The organism is Allobosea sp. BE125 (assembly GCF_031456075.1).
GTDB lineage: Bacteria > Pseudomonadota > Alphaproteobacteria > Rhizobiales > Beijerinckiaceae > Allobosea.
Genome location: NZ_JAVDTY010000002.1, coordinates 358771 through 372300 on the forward strand (window position 1 = coordinate 358771; position 13530 = coordinate 372300).

General features: G+C 66.1%; 14 protein-coding genes. 5 read left to right on the forward strand and 9 right to left on the reverse strand.

Translation table 11 applies throughout. The features are described from left to right. A complete protein-coding gene (locus tag J2Y55_RS07005) occupies nucleotides 1-333 on the forward strand; it encodes a cupin domain-containing protein (RefSeq protein ID WP_092166171.1) in 333 nt (110 codons plus the stop codon). A 99-nt stretch (nucleotides 334-432) separates the two neighbouring features. Here J2Y55_RS07005 and J2Y55_RS07010 read toward each other — a convergent pair whose 3' ends face one another. Further along, on the reverse strand, nucleotides 433-1779 hold the full coding sequence (locus tag J2Y55_RS07010; protein ID WP_310149747.1) for an LLM class flavin-dependent oxidoreductase: 1347 nt from the start codon (nucleotides 1777-1779) through the stop codon (nucleotides 433-435). Nucleotides 1780-2199: 420 nt separating this feature from the next. Between J2Y55_RS07010 and J2Y55_RS07015 the strand changes: the two genes are divergently transcribed. The 3 genes from J2Y55_RS07015 (at nucleotide 2200) to J2Y55_RS07025 (ending at nucleotide 4452) form a co-directional block, all read left to right on the forward strand. Beyond that, nucleotides 2200-3054, forward strand: a complete 855-nt coding sequence (locus J2Y55_RS07015) for an NADPH-dependent oxidoreductase (RefSeq protein ID WP_404978858.1) — start codon at nucleotides 2200-2202, stop codon at nucleotides 3052-3054. A 268-nt stretch (nucleotides 3055-3322) separates the two neighbouring features. Next, on the forward strand, nucleotides 3323-3778 hold the full coding sequence (locus J2Y55_RS07020; RefSeq protein WP_310149754.1) for an RrF2 family transcriptional regulator: 456 nt from the start codon (nucleotides 3323-3325) through the stop codon (nucleotides 3776-3778). A gap of 131 nt (nucleotides 3779-3909) precedes the next feature. Continuing rightward, nucleotides 3910-4452, forward strand: coding sequence for a flavin reductase family protein (locus J2Y55_RS07025; protein ID WP_310149756.1), 543 nt, complete (start codon nucleotides 3910-3912; stop codon nucleotides 4450-4452). A 134-nt stretch (nucleotides 4453-4586) separates the two neighbouring features. On the opposite strand, the gene J2Y55_RS07030 is transcribed toward J2Y55_RS07025, so the two are convergent. Beyond that, nucleotides 4587-5249: a DUF3313 domain-containing protein gene (locus J2Y55_RS07030; RefSeq protein ID WP_310149758.1), complete on the reverse strand. Its 663-nt coding sequence runs from the start codon at nucleotides 5247-5249 to the stop codon at nucleotides 4587-4589. Nucleotides 5250-5570: 321 nt separating this feature from the next. Between J2Y55_RS07030 and J2Y55_RS07035 the strand changes: the two genes are divergently transcribed. Further along, nucleotides 5571-6254 (forward strand): TetR/AcrR family transcriptional regulator, encoded by a 684-nt coding sequence (locus tag J2Y55_RS07035; protein WP_310149761.1) that lies wholly within the window; start codon nucleotides 5571-5573, stop codon nucleotides 6252-6254. 16 nt (nucleotides 6255-6270) lie between these two features. Here J2Y55_RS07035 and J2Y55_RS07040 read toward each other — a convergent pair whose 3' ends face one another. The 7 genes from J2Y55_RS07040 to J2Y55_RS07070 all read right to left on the reverse strand — a co-directional run bounded on the left by J2Y55_RS07040 (nucleotide 6271) and on the right by J2Y55_RS07070 (nucleotide 13450). After that, a complete protein-coding gene (locus J2Y55_RS07040) occupies nucleotides 6271-7422 on the reverse strand; it encodes a Gfo/Idh/MocA family protein (protein WP_310149764.1) in 1152 nt (383 codons plus the stop codon). A gap of 16 nt (nucleotides 7423-7438) precedes the next feature. Beyond that, nucleotides 7439-8497, reverse strand: a complete 1059-nt coding sequence (locus J2Y55_RS07045; RefSeq protein WP_310149767.1) for a sugar phosphate isomerase/epimerase family protein — start codon at nucleotides 8495-8497, stop codon at nucleotides 7439-7441. Between the two features lie 118 nt (nucleotides 8498-8615). Then, nucleotides 8616-9776: a Gfo/Idh/MocA family protein gene (locus tag J2Y55_RS07050; protein ID WP_310149771.1), complete on the reverse strand. Its 1161-nt coding sequence runs from the start codon at nucleotides 9774-9776 to the stop codon at nucleotides 8616-8618. A gap of 10 nt (nucleotides 9777-9786) precedes the next feature. After that, entirely contained in the window at nucleotides 9787-10545 is a 759-nt protein-coding gene (locus J2Y55_RS07055) for a sugar phosphate isomerase/epimerase family protein (RefSeq protein ID WP_310149774.1), read from the reverse strand. A 27-nt stretch (nucleotides 10546-10572) separates the two neighbouring features. Beyond that, the gene (locus J2Y55_RS07060; protein WP_310149778.1) at nucleotides 10573-11649 is read right to left on the reverse strand and encodes an ABC transporter ATP-binding protein; all 1077 of its coding nucleotides are present in this window, start codon (nucleotides 11647-11649) and stop codon (nucleotides 10573-10575) included. Nucleotides 11650-11651: 2 nt separating this feature from the next. Beyond that, nucleotides 11652-12560, reverse strand: coding sequence for a carbohydrate ABC transporter permease (locus J2Y55_RS07065; protein WP_310149782.1), 909 nt, complete (start codon nucleotides 12558-12560; stop codon nucleotides 11652-11654). Further along, nucleotides 12557-13450 carry a carbohydrate ABC transporter permease gene (locus tag J2Y55_RS07070; RefSeq protein WP_310149784.1) on the reverse strand — a complete coding sequence of 298 codons (894 nt, stop codon included), beginning with the start codon at nucleotides 13448-13450 and terminating at the stop codon, nucleotides 12557-12559. The genes J2Y55_RS07065 and J2Y55_RS07070 overlap by 4 nt, the downstream gene beginning before the upstream one ends. Between the last annotated feature and the right edge of the window lie 80 nt (nucleotides 13451-13530).

Genomic DNA, 13530 nt, shown 5'->3' on the forward strand with positions numbered 1-13530 from the left:
ATGGACATCCACAAGATCGACTGGAGCCAGCTCCCCTGGACGCCGGTGCGCCCGGGCGTCGAGCGCAAGGCCTTTTCGGGCAGCGCCGCGACATTGGCGCTGCACCGGTTGATGCCGGGCCATGAGCCAAAACCCCACAGCCATCCCCATGAGCAGATCGCCTATATCGTCAGCGGCACGATTCGCTTCGTCGTCGGCGGCGAGGAACATCTCCTGGGGCCGGGCTCCCTCCTGGTCGTGCCGGCCAATGTCGAGCATTGGGGCGAGGTCGTCGGCGACGAGCCCGTGATCAATCTCGACGTCTTCACGCCGCGCAGGCCCGAATATGCCTGATCAAGAAAAGCATCCATCGCTTTGAATTGACTCGATAAATCCCGCTTCGCCTTCCAGCCGGAACGCCACGGCCTCAGTCCACGGCAAGTCGTCGCCCTGTCAGGCGCTCCTGCGCCGCGCCAGCGCATAGCCGCTTTCCAGCCGCGGCAGGCCATAATGGTCGCGCAGCGTCTCGCCCGTATAATCCTCGCGGACCAAGCCGCGCTTGCGCAGGATCGGCAGGACCTCGTCGACGAAGGCGTCGAAGCCGCCGGTGAGCCAGGGCGGCATCACATTGAAGCCGTCGGCCGCACCCTGCTCGAACCATGTCTGAATTTCGTTGGCGACCCGCTCTGGCGTGCCGACGAGAACCCAGTGGCCCCGCCCGCCGGCCAATCGCTTGATCAATTGGCGGATGGTCGGCTTCTCCCGGTCGACGATATCGATGACGAGCTGGAAGCGGCTGGCGACGCCCTTCGGGCCGTTGGTATCGACGAGATGGCGCGGGAACGGCCCGTCGAGATCGAAGCCGGAGAGATCGAGGCCGATCATGCGCTTGAGCTGCTCCAGCGAGGCCGCCGGCTGGATCAGCGCGTTGATCTCCTCTTCCAGCCGGTCCGCCTCGGCCTGCGTCGAGCCGAGATAAGGGCTGATGCCGGGCAGCACGCGGATGTGCTCGGGCCGGCGGCCCAGCGCGGCGGCGCGCTTCTTGATGTCGGCGTAGAAGCCCTGCGCGCTCGCCAGCGTCTGATGCGCCGTGAAGATCGCCTCGGCATGCTGGGCGGCGAAGGAGCGGCCATCCTCGGAGGAACCGGCCTGGACATAGACCGGCCTGCCTTGCGGCGTGCGGGCGACGTTGAGTGGCCCGCGCACCTTGTAGTGCTTGCCGGCATGATCGATGCGATGAACCTTGTCGCTGTCGGCGAAGACGCCGCTCTGCGCGTCGGCGACCAGCGCATCGTCCTCCCAGCTGTCCCAGAGCTTGGTCACGACCTCGAGGAATTCACGCGCCGTCTCATAGCGGTCGGCATGCGGGGGATGCTCGGGCAGGCCGAAATTCTGCGCGGCTCCGGCGTCGCTGGTGGTGACGATGTTCCAGCCCGCCCTGCCATGGCTGATATGGTCGAGCGAAGCGAAGAGCCGCGCAAGATTATAGGGCTCGGTATAGGTGGTCGAAGCCGTCGCGATCAGTCCGATCCGGCTGGTGGCGGCCGCGATCGCCGCGAGCCAGGTGATCGGCTCGAAGCGCAGCCGCGAGGAATAGCGCACATTCTCGGGCAGGGACGGACCGTCGGCGAAGAAGATCGCATCGAACTTCGCAGCCTCGGCACGCCGAGCAAGCTCCTGATAATAGCTGATATCGAGCACCCGCTTGGGCTCGGATTCCTTGTAGCGCCAGGCCGCTTCATGGTGGCCGCCCGGATAGATGAACAGGTTCAACGTCAGCTGGCGGTCGGAACTGGACATGGGAAACCTCGTTGCGTGCTGCCGCGCCTCGGCCTCAACTCTGCCGATGCACCGCGCCGGCCTGTCCCCCGACGATGGGCGGCCGAGGTCGAGAAGGTCAAGAGAACCGTATTTTAAATCGAACGCACTTTGGAGAAGATCAGCACTTCGGGACTGGGGCGCATTTCATGACGATCTCCAGACCGGGAAAAGGCCGAGGCAAAAAACCTTCCCTCAAGAGCGCGCCTTGAGAGAGATGCACTTGGGATCCGCGAGTTCTTTAAAAAGAACATTCCATTGACCAGGGCACGATCCCTGGTCAGGCTCGGGGTCCCTCAATCCCTCCCAATGCGGGCACTGCCGCATATGCCGATCTCGCTTCTCATCTTCGCCTCCCTCTTTCCGGAGCTCCAGACCTTGACCCACCAAGCCGCCGCCCCGCTGCCGAAACCCGCGACACTCTCCGAGGCGACTGCGCAGGATGGCCCGGACGCCCTGATTACGGCGCGCTACCGGACAGACGGCTCGGCCTCGCCGCGCGACTGGAACGACGTGCTGGCAACGCTGCTCGCCCATCGCTCCATCCGCGCCTACAAGCCTGATCCCTTGCCCGCGGGCACGATCGAGACGCTGGTCGCGGCGGCCCAGTCGGCGGCGAGCTCGTCCAACCTGCAGAGCTGGAGCGTCGTCGCGGTCAGCGATCCCGCCAGAAAGACGCGCCTCGCCGAAGTCACTGGCGGCCAGAAGCATATCCTGCAGGCTCCAGTGCTGCTGGTCTGGCTCGCCGACCTCAACCGGTTGAATGCGCTCGGCGAGGATCGGCAGCATCAGGTCGAGGCGCTCGACTATCTCGAAACCCTCTTTGTCGGCATCATCGACGCAGCGCTCGCCGCCCAGAACGCCGTCATCGCCGCCGAAAGCCTGGGCCTCGGCACGGTCTATATCGGTGCCCTGCGCAACGACCCGGAACGGGTCGCGGCCGAATTGAACCTGCCGCCGAAGGTGCTGCCTGTCTTCGGGCTTTGCCTCGGCTACCCCGATCCTCAGGTCGTCTCCGGCATCAAGCCCAGGCTCGCGCCTTCGCTCGTCCTGCACCAGGAGACCTATGGCGCGGGCTATGAAGCGACGGCGGTCGATGCCTATGACGCCGCCATCCAGGGCTTCCAGGATGAACAGGGCATTCCCCAGATGCCCTGGTCGCGGCAGGCGCTCAACCGCGTCGCAGGGCCGCAATCGCTGAGTGGACGCGACCGGATCCGGGACGCGCTCGCCGGGCTCGGCTTCGTCCTGCGCTGAAGCAAGGCTGCGCGGCGTTCGCCGGCTTGCTCACCTGAGAGCACCGGCCCCTGGAGCACATATCGCTGTGGGGCCGGTCGGCGTGGTGCTCGACGCGACAGTGCGATCCTCAAGCGGGGAGCCCGCTCCGGAATTTTGATCTCCGCAACCTCGCAGGATCGACACGCGCGCCGCGCCGGCGCCGATCAAACGAGAAAATTCTGTTGATGCAGCCATAGAAATTGAGATAGGCCATGTACAAATAAGAGCATAAACGGGGATTGGCGCGATGCTCACCAACAAAGGCAAATACGGCATCAAGGCGATCATCCACCTGGCCAAGCTGGAAGCAGGCGAAACCGCACAGGTCGCCCACATCGCGCAGACGAACAACATCTCGAAGAAATTCCTCGACGCGATCCTGCTCGATTTGCGCAACGCCGGCATGCTGCGCAGCAAGAAGGGACCAGGCGGCGGCTACGCATTGGCGAAACCCGCACGGGCGATCAAGGTGGGCGCCGTCATTCGCGCCCTGGAAGGCCCTATCGCCCCCATCGCCTGCGCGAGCCGTTCGGCCTTCCGCGCCTGCGAGGATTGCGGCGACATCGAAACCTGCGCGGTCCGCTCGGTGATGAGCGAGGTTCGCGACGCCATGGCCTCGGTCATCGACAACACCACCATCGCCGATCTGGTGCTGCGGTCCCGTGGGCACCATGGGGAGCCGGCGGGGCAGCTCGCACTCTAGAGCGCGGCAACTCATGTGAGATTTTGTCTAGCGTATCTATAGACAATTTTCGACCAAGACCCTAGCCTGACTGTCCGTTCGGGTGCGCCACGGTTCCGCGCGCCCTTCCCCATCCTTCCCGGGCAGTTTCCATGAATCAGCAGGTCAGCGGCTTCAGGCCAGCCGATATCGAAGCCGTGGCGTTCAAATCCGTGATGCGCAACGTCGCCGGCGCCGTCAGCATCGTGACAGCCTCGCATGGCGGCGCCCGCGCGGGTTTGACCGCAACCTCCCTGACGGCCCTGTCGGCCGAGCCGCCAGCCGTGATCGTCTGCGTCAACAGAACGGCATCGGCTTGGCCGACGATCGAGCGTGCCGGCCATTTCGCCATCAATGTGCTGGCCGCCCGGCATCAGTCGATCGCCGACCGCTTCGCCGGCCGGGGCGGGTTCAAGGGCGACGAACGCTTCGGAGAGGGCGATTGGACCCAACTGGTCACGGGCGCTCCCGTGCTGGAAGGGGCGCTCGCCATCCTCGACTGCGAGACCGAGGAGGCGATCGAGCGACACTCGCACACGATCCTGATCGGCCGCGTCAAGGCCATCCGCGAAGCCGAGACGGAGGGCGCCCTGCTCTATTGGCGCGGGATCTACGGCAAGCTCGACGAGACCCTGCAATACGGCGCCGGCATCTGATGGAAGCCGGCGGCGGCGTGCGGCTCAAGCCGCGCCAGCGGTCGCCGCGCTCGATTGGATGCCCTCGCCGTCCGGCATGGACCGGGCAAGGGCATCCGGCGCCTTCACAGCCTGGAGGCCCTAACGGCCTCTCATCACCGCAATTGCGTCATCAGCGCATCCGCGCCCCTGTCGATCCCGACTTCGGCGGCGGTCAGCGCTCCGACGCTGGCCTTGATGTCGTAGGCGCTCGGATACTGCTTGGAGACGAAGGCGCTGAGCAGGCGCGAGCTCGGGGCGTCGAAGATCTCGACGGCATAGATGACCGAGCCAGTCAGCGAACCCTCGCCGTCGCGGACGGTCTGCACGCCATTATAGACGGCGCCTGCAACGTCGAGGCGCGAGAAGGTGCCGAGAACTGGGGTGTTGGTCACCGCGCCCGTCAATGTCACCCTCACCCGCAGCGTGTTGGGTGCGTTCTGGTTGGTCAGCGCGAAACGGCCACTCAGCCTCTCCGTGAAACGCCGCTGCATGTAGCTCGCCAGCGACGCCTTGTCGGCCTCCGACATGTCGCCGAACTGCTGGTCGCGTCCCCGATAGACCACGACCGGCTCGATGATGACCTTGTTGTAGCCGCGCCAATCCGCTCCGGAGGAATAGCGATACGGCACGCGTCCGGAGCTGTCGGACGGGTTTGGCGCCAGATGGGCCGACGAGGCGACCTCGGAATAAGGCACCGGCTGCACGCCGGCGCATCCCGCCAGGGAGGCACAGAGCATCAGCATCGCCAGGCGGTTCGCCTGCGAATTCATGGGCATTTCAAACTCCTGTTTGGATCTATGGAAGCGGTAAAGGGGGAAAGTGGACTGGTACGCGACAGAGTCTGACGCATCGCAGCGGCCATTCGGTGGGGTCTTGAGCTCCTTGGCGACACGAAAGACGAAAGGAGCCGGCAACCCGCGAAGAGCTGCCGCGCTGGAATGGCCCCGCGTCATTAATCAAACTATATCGTACTATTTACACGCTACCTTAGGCCGCTGCAAGCCTATATGCGGGGCATCGAACGATCGGAGCCGTGGGCTGTCGCTGACCAATCAGGCCGACGGACGCCACGGAGACGGTTCGGAGAAAAAATCCAGATGGATGTCGCCAAGACCGATCCGGATAAAAGCGCGCCAAAACGCAGCGGGCGGCCGACGAAAGAACAGGCCGGGCTCATCACCGAGCACATCGTCGAGGTGGCGACGCAGCTCTTCCTGGAGGCCAATTTCGAGGCGACGAGCGTCGACCTGATCGTGGCGAAAGCCCGGATCTCGAAACAGACCTTCTATGCCCGCTTCGCCTCCAAAGAGGCCCTGTTCGCCGCCGTCGTCCGCAAGGGGATGAACGACCTCCCCAAGCTCACCGCTGGAGAGGTGGATCGCGCGGGCCCAATCAATGCGACCTTGATCCGGATCGGCGTCGATTTGTCCAGGCGTGCCTTCGGACCCGCCGCGCTTGCGCTCTACCGGCTCATCGCCTCCGAGGCGCATCAATTTCCAGAACTCGCCCTCGCCTATCGCGAGAGCGGCGTCCGCTCGCGAGGGCTGATCGCCGGGATCTTCTCCAACGCCATGCGTGACGGCCAGCTAAAGTCGGCAGACGCCAACTTCCTGGCCGAGCAGTTTCTGTACGTCGTGATCGAGGGGCCGGCCCGGGTTCTGGCTTTAGAGGGCGAGGCCGCGACATCGGAGAAAGTGCTGCGCGAGCGCGTCACCGCCGCGGTCAACCTGTTCCTGAACGGCTGTCGCGACCATCCCGCGCAACCCTCCTCAGCCCGCTAAAACAAAGCGGCAGCCCTCACGGCTCCGCCGTCACCCAGAGCCCGCCCGCAGCATGGGAGCGCAGCGCGGCATCGACCATCGCGACCCCGGCGAAACCGTCCTCGATCGTCGGGAAGCTGACCATCGGATCGAGCGGCGCGGCTTTGCGCCTGGCGAGGATCGCCTCGGCCACCTCCGCATAGATCGTCGCGAAGGCCTCCAGATAGCCTTCCGGATGGCCCGAGGGAATGCGGCTGACCCGCTGTCCGGCGGCATTCACGGCCGCCGTGCCCCGACGGACAAGGCGCGGCGCCTCCCCGAGTGGAGACCAGAGGAGCTGGTTAGGCTCCTCCTGAGACCATTCGAGGCCGCCCTTCTCGCCAAAAACCCGCAACCGCAGGCCGTTGTCGCTGCCCGGCGCGACCTGGCTTGCCCAGAGCGCACCGCGCGCGCCATTGCCGTAACGCAGCAGGATCTGGGCGTTGTCGTCGAGCCGGCGTCCCGGCACGAAGCTGGTCAATTCGGCCAGGATCTGCTCGGGAGCCATGCCGGTGACGAAATGCGCCAATTGATAGGCATGGGTGCCGATATCGCCGACGCAGCCGCCAGCTCCCGAACGCGCTGGATCTGTGCGCCATTCCGCCTGCTTCTGGCCGGTCGCCTCGAGCGGCCCGGCGAGCCAGTCCTGCGGATATTCCACCTGCACGACCCGGATCGCCCCGAGCTCGCCCGCCTGCACCATGGCGCGGGCATGGCGGACCAGCGCATAGCCCGAATAGTTGTAGGTGACCGCGAAGATCAAACCGCTTGCCCGCGCCTTGTCGCGCAGCCGGCGCGCCTCCGCCAATGTCGCGGTCAGCGGCTTGTCGCAGATCACATGCAGGCCGGCTTCGAGAAAGGCCTCGGCCACCGGCGCATGCATATGGTTGGGCGTGACGATCGCGACCGCCTCGATGCCGTCGGGGCGCGCGGCCTCGGCTCGGGCCATGCTGCGATAGTCGGGATAGGAGCGCTCCAGCGGAAGCCCGACCGCCTCGGCCGAACGCCGCGCCTTGTCGGGCGAGGCGGAAAGCGCGCCCGCAACCAATTCATAGCGGTCGTCGAGGCGGGCGGCGATACGGTGGACGGCGCCGATGAACGCGCCTTCGCCGCCCCCTACCATCCCCAGTCGAATGCGTGGCTCGGCCATCACGGCATCTCCTCGTTCAGGTCAGGCCCAGCATACGGCGTAGCTGCGCATCGTCGCTGCCGGCGCCAGCGAAATCGTCGAACGCCTTGTCGGTGACGCGGATGATCTGGTCGGCGATGAAGGCTGCGCCCTCGCGTGCGCCGTCCTCGGGATGCTTCAGGCAGCACTCCCATTCCAGCACCGCCCAGCGATCATAGCCGATCGCGGCGAGCCTGGAGAAGATCGCCTTGAAATCGACCTGCCCGTCGCCTAGCGAGCGGAAGCGGCCGGCGCGGTTGAGCCAGGGCTGGAAGCCGGAATAGACGCCCTGCCGGCCGCTCGGATTGAACTCCGCATCCTTGACGTGGAAGGCGCGGATGCGCTCGGCATAGATGTCGATGAAGGCGAGATAATCCAGCTGCTGCAGCAGGAAATGCGACGGGTCGTAATTGATCGCGCAGCGCGGGTGGTTGCCGACGCGCTCCAGGAACATCTCGAAGGTCGCGCCGTCGAAGACATCCTCGCCGGGATGGATCTCGTAGCAGAGATCGACACCGGCCTCCTCATAGGCGTCGAGAATCGGCCGCCAGCGCCGGCCGAGTTCGTCGAAGGCGGTCTCGATCAGCCCCGGCGCGCGCTGCGGCCAAGGATAGAGGAAGGGCCAGGCCAGCGCCCCGGTGAAGCTGACGCTGCCGCTGAGTCCGAGCCGGCGCGAGGCTTGCGCCGCCTTCATGAGCTGGTCGACGGCCCAGGCCTGGCGAGCCTGCGGCTTGCCCCTGAGGGCCGCTGGGGCGAAGCCGTCGAAGGCCTCGTCATAGGCGGGATGGACGGCGACGAGCTGCCCCTGGAGATGGGTCGAAAGCTCGGTGATCGCGAGGCCATGGCTTGCCGCGATGCCAGCCACCTCGTCGCAATAGACCTGCGAGCCCGCCGCCTTATCGAGATCGAACAGGCGGGCATCGAAGGTCGGGATCTGGACGCCCTTATAGCCGAGCCCGGCCGCCCAGCCGCAGATCCCGTCGAAACTGTTGAACGGCGCAGCGTCGCCGGCGAACTGCGCCAGGAAGAGCGCCGGTCCTTTCATCGTAGCGGGCATCGATCTCTCCTGCGTCCAGCGTCTCTGGTTGATGCTGCAGACCAGCTCTCCAGCCGGTCCCGAACTGGCCTCCGGGGCGTCCGCCCCCGAGGAATAGGCGACGAATTCCGGACCCTGCTCAGCCCGCCGCAGCGCGCCAATAGGATGCCGCCTCCGCATCGGAGAGTGGCGCGGGCCGCTCTATGCGCGACTCCACTGCGATCGTGCCGCCATGCTCGCCGGCCCGCAGGATCGCATGCATCGCTTCCAGCACATGGGCCGCGAAAGCGCCCGAGGCGCGATGCGGCGTTCCGTGCAGGACGGCGCTTGCCAGCTCGGCGATGCCGAGGCAGCGGTAATTCGCCCGGTCGGGTGCGCTGGCGGGCCAGTTCGGCGAGCGCCAATTCGGCTTGCCATAGAGCCGGTCAGCGGAATCGAGCACCTGCCAGTCCTCGCCGCGCGCGGTGATCTCGACCGTGCCGCCGAAGAAATTCGGATCGGGCACGCGCAGCGAGCCCTCGGTGCCGTAAAGCTCGATCGGTGGATGGCCGTGCTTCCACACGTCCCAGCTCATCGACAGCACGATGTCGGCGCCTTCCGCGAAATGCAGCAGCGCCATCACGGTCGTCGGCGTCTCGACCGTGATGCGGTCGCCTTTGCGCGCTCCCGCAGCTGTGACCACCCGCTCCGCGAAGCCGGTCGAGGCGCGGGCCTGCACGCTCTCGATCGACCCGAGCAGGTTGCACAGCGCGCCGAGATAATAGGGCCCGATGTCGAGGATCGGCCCGCCGCCCGGCTTGAAGAAGAACTCCGGATTCGGGTGCCAATGCTCCATGCCGTGGGACATCAGGAAGCAGGAGCCCGCCAGGACGCGCCCGACCTTGCCGCTGTCGATCGTCTCCCGGGCGAGCCGCCCACCCGCACCGAGAAAGGTGTCGGGCGCGCAGCCGAGCTTCAGTCCGCGGCGATCGGCCTCTTGCACGAGCCGCAAGCCATCCTCGGCCGAGACGCAGAGCGGCTTTTCCGAGAAGACATGCTTGCCTGCCGTGAGCGCGGCATGGCTCACCGCGAAATGGGCGTTCGGCGTCGTCAGATTGACGACGAGATCGACCTCCGGATCACGCAGCAATTCGTCGATCGTAAGTGCCCGGATGCCGAATTTCTCAGCCTGGGCGCGCGCGCTTTCCGCCAGAAGATCGGCGCAGGCGACGAGGCGCACGCCTCGAAACAGCGCGAGGTTCTGCATGTAGATGGTTGAAATGACTCCGCAACCGACGATTCCGACACCAAGTTCGGTCATGCCTTGCTCCTCAGCGCCAGGATGAGACGGTGGCGAAGGCGCGCCGGGCAAAGCGCGCGACATCGTTGGGCTTGTCGTGCTCGGCGACGAACAGCGTCACGCCGATCTCCTGCAGCACCGGCAGGAGCTTTCCCCAATCGAGCACCCCATGGCCGGGGTCGGCCCAGCCGTCCTCGTCCAGGCGTTGGCCGACTGGGGCGATGTCCTTGACATGGACGGCTTTGACACGGCCGGCATAGCGCCTGACCTCGGTCGCGGGATCGGCCCCGCCGCGCACGATCCAGGCGAGATCCGCCTCCCAGAGAATGTCGGGCGCCTCCTGAAGCATGATGTCGAGGAAGCGCCGGCCATCCGCCGCCCTGCCATATTCCCAATGATGGTTGTGCCAGCCGAAGGTCAGCCCCTCGCCGGTAACGACCTTGCCGATCCGGTTGAGCTCCTGGCCGATCGCCTTCCATTCGGCCTCGCCGCCCTCGCGCTCGCCGAGCGGCGGTGCGGGAGCGTAAATCGTGCCGACGCCGAGATCGCGGCAGAGCTTGACCGTCGCCACCGGGTCCGCCCGCAGGCGGTCCAGGCCGACATGCGCTGTCGGCGCCGCGATGCCGTGGCGCTCCAGCAGCCCCTTCAGCCTGTCCGGCTCATTCAGAAGCCCGCCGAACGGCTCGACCTTGCGATAGCCGAGGCCGGCCAACAGCTCGAACTGCGTCTCCAGCGGTTCGAGCATCCTGGCCGAGTAGAGCTGGAACGAAAGACCATCGAGCGGCGTCATGAGGTGTCCTTTCGGTTGTGCAGGGGATCAGAGACGCCGGCCGGTGGCGGCATCGAACAGGTTGAGTTTGTCGGCCGGCAGCCTGAGCTGCATCGCCTCGCCTGCGACGGTGCAGGCCTCCGCCGGCAGGCGCATCGAGAGCGGATGGCCGCCGACCCGCAGCCATGCGAGCTGATCGCTGCCCATCGGTTCGATCATCTCGATTTTTGCGGGAACCCCGCCACCGGCCTCGACATGCTCGGGGCGGATGCCGAGCTCGACAGGCGTGCCGTCCTGCGGCGGGGCCTCGAACGCGTAGCCGTCCAGCGGGATGGCGATGCCCTCGCTCAGGAAACAGGGCGCGCCCTCCTTCACCGCGAAGGCGCCGGGCAGGAAGTTCATCGCCGGCGAGCCGACGAAGGAGGCCACGAAGCGGTTCGCCGGCCGGCGGTAGATCTCGTTGGGCGTGCCCAGTTGCTGGATCACCCGATCCTTCATCACCGCGATGCGGTCGGCCAGCGTCAGCGCCTCGATCTGGTCGTGAGTGACGTAGATCATCGTCGCCGCCAGACGCTGGTGCAGGCGCTTGATCTCGACCCGCAATTCGGCGCGAAGCTGGGCGTCGAGATTGGAGAGCGGCTCGTCGAACAGATAGACCCCGGCATCGCGCACCAAAGCGCGGCCGATGGCGACGCGCTGGCGCTGGCCGCCCGAAAGCTCGGCCGGGCGGCGATCGAGCAATTCGGTGATCTGCAGCGTCGCGGCGGCAGCGTTGACCCGCCGCTCGATCTCGGGCTTCGGCATGCCGGCGACCTTGAGCCCGAAGGACATGTTGCCGCGCACGGTCATGCGCGGATAGAGCGCATAGGACTGGAACACCATGGCGATGCCACGGTCCTTCGGCTCCTCCCAGGTGACGTTCTTGCCGCCGATCCAGATCTGCCCGGCCTGCACGTCGATGAGACCTGCAACCGCGTTCAACAGCGTCGACTTCCCGCAGCCGGAGGGGCCGAGCAGGACGATGAACTCCGATTGCGCCACATCGAGATCGAGCTTGTCCAGCACGCGCACCGCGCCGAAGGAGATCTCGACCCCGCGGATGGAGACGTCGCAAAGCTTGCCCATTGTCAGCCTTTCACCGCGCCGGCGGCGATGCCGCGCACGAACCAGCGCCCGGAGGCGAAATAGACGGCGAGCGGGACGAGCGCCGTGAGGATGGTGGCGGCCATGTCGACGTTGTAGGCGCGCTCGCCCTGGGTGGAGTTGACGATGTTGTTGAGCTGCACCGTCATCGGCAGGTTCTCGCGGCCGGCGAAGATCAGCCCGAGAATGAAGTCGTTCCAGATACCCGTAACCTGCAGGATGACGGCGACGATCAGCATCGGCGTCGCCATCGGCAGCATCACCGACCAGAAGATGCGGAAGAAGCCCGCCCCGTCGACGCGCGCCGCCTTGAACAATTCCTGCGGCAGTGAGGCGAAGTAGTTGCGGAACAAAAGCGTCATCGTCGGCAGGCCGAAGATGGTGTGGATCAGCACGATGCCGAGGATCGAGTTGTTGATCCCGGCAAAGGCGAAGACGCGCACCAGCGGGTAGATGAAGATCTGGTAGGGCACGAAGGCCACGATCATCAGGGCGCCGAAGAGTAGGCCTGCCCCGCGCACCTTCCAGAAGGACAGCGCGTAGCCGGTGAGCGAGCCCACCGCGATCGAGGCGACGACGGACGGCACCAGGATCTTCACGGAATTGGCGAAGCCGACGCTGATGCCGTCGCATCTCAAGCCGGTGCAGGCCGCCGACCAGGCCTTGACCCAGGGCTCCAGGGTCGGCGCGCGCGGCAGGGCCAGGATCGCTCCGAGGCGGATCTCCTCCATCGGCTTGAGCGAGGTCACGAGCATCACATAGAGCGGCGCCAGGAAGAACAGCGCCGTCACGATCAGGAAGGCGTAGATGCCGATGCGGGCGGGCGTCAGCCGGCGCGGCCGCATGCCGGCGGGTTGGGTGATCGCAGGCGTGATCGTGGCGATCGCGGTCATGCGTGCGCCCTCCGCGTCCGGCGGCTCTGCCAGACCAGCCAGGGTGCGACCACGGCCGCAACCGTGATCAGCATCGAGGTCGCGGCCGCTGTGGCGAGGCCGAGATTGCCGCGCTCGAACAGGTGGTCCATGACGAACTTGGCCGGCACCTCAGAGGCGACGCCGGGACCGCCATTGGTCATCGCGACGGAGAGGTCGTAGAGGCGCACCACACTGGTCGCGAGCAGGACGGCAGCGGTGGCGAAGCTCGCGCCGAGCATCGGGATCACGATCGAGAGATAGACCCGCCAAGGCGGCAGGCCGTCGATCCTGGTCGCCTTCCAGATATCTTCGTCGATGCCGCGCAGGCCCGCCAGCATGATCGCCATGACCAGACCCGCCGCATGCCAGACGGCAGCGAAGACCAGCGTGTAGATCACCATGTCCTGGCGCACGATCCAGTCGAAGCGGAAGGACGGGAAGCCGAAGTCCCGGACCATCTTCTCGATGCCGAAGCTCGGGTTCAGCAGCCACTGCCAGACCAGGCCGGTGACGATGAACGACATCGAATAGGGGTAGAGGAAAATCGAGCGCAGCGTGTTCTCGGCCCGCACGCGCTGATCGATCGCCACCGCCAGCAGGAAGCCCAGCGCCAGGCTCGCGATCAGGAACAGCGAGCCGAATACGGCGAGATTGGCGACCGAAACCTGCCAGCGCTCATTGCCCATCAGCGAGGCGTATTGGCGCAAGCCCACAAAGGTGGAATTCGGCAGCATCCGCGACGATGTCAGCGAGATCCATACGGTCCAGGCCGTGCAGCCGAGATAGACCACGACGAGGACCAGCAGCGCCGGCGACAGAGCGAGGCCCGCTGCGAGCCTGGACGCGGTTCGATGTCTCACGAGGGGCATGGCAAAGCTCCGCCGCCGAGTGATTAAGGGGTTGGGTGATGCTCCAGGGCCGCCCTGGAGCCGCCCTCGCCTGTCCAGGC

Excerpts from the sequence above, each read along its gene's own strand:
- J2Y55_RS07005 (WP_092166171.1), top strand. The coding sequence starts at position 1 with ATGGACATCCACAAGATCGACTGGAGCCAGCTCCCCTGGACGCCGGTG.
- J2Y55_RS07010 (WP_310149747.1), bottom strand. The coding sequence starts at position 1,779 with ATGTCCAGTTCCGACCGCCAGCTGACGTTGAACCTGTTCATCTATCCG.
- J2Y55_RS07020 (WP_310149754.1), top strand. The coding sequence starts at position 3,323 with ATGCTCACCAACAAAGGCAAATACGGCATCAAGGCGATCATCCACCTG.
- J2Y55_RS07025 (WP_310149756.1), top strand. The coding sequence starts at position 3,910 with ATGAATCAGCAGGTCAGCGGCTTCAGGCCAGCCGATATCGAAGCCGTG.
- J2Y55_RS07030 (WP_310149758.1), bottom strand. The coding sequence starts at position 5,249 with ATGCCCATGAATTCGCAGGCGAACCGCCTGGCGATGCTGATGCTCTGT.
- J2Y55_RS07035 (WP_310149761.1), top strand. The coding sequence starts at position 5,571 with ATGGATGTCGCCAAGACCGATCCGGATAAAAGCGCGCCAAAACGCAGC.
- J2Y55_RS07040 (WP_310149764.1), bottom strand. The coding sequence starts at position 7,422 with ATGGCCGAGCCACGCATTCGACTGGGGATGGTAGGGGGCGGCGAAGGC.
- J2Y55_RS07045 (WP_310149767.1), bottom strand. The coding sequence starts at position 8,497 with ATGCCCGCTACGATGAAAGGACCGGCGCTCTTCCTGGCGCAGTTCGCC.
- J2Y55_RS07050 (WP_310149771.1), bottom strand. The coding sequence starts at position 9,776 with ATGACCGAACTTGGTGTCGGAATCGTCGGTTGCGGAGTCATTTCAACC.
- J2Y55_RS07055 (WP_310149774.1), bottom strand. The coding sequence starts at position 10,545 with ATGACGCCGCTCGATGGTCTTTCGTTCCAGCTCTACTCGGCCAGGATG.
- J2Y55_RS07060 (WP_310149778.1), bottom strand. The coding sequence starts at position 11,649 with ATGGGCAAGCTTTGCGACGTCTCCATCCGCGGGGTCGAGATCTCCTTC.
- J2Y55_RS07065 (WP_310149782.1), bottom strand. The coding sequence starts at position 12,560 with ATGACCGCGATCGCCACGATCACGCCTGCGATCACCCAACCCGCCGGC.
- J2Y55_RS07070 (WP_310149784.1), bottom strand. The coding sequence starts at position 13,450 with ATGCCCCTCGTGAGACATCGAACCGCGTCCAGGCTCGCAGCGGGCCTC.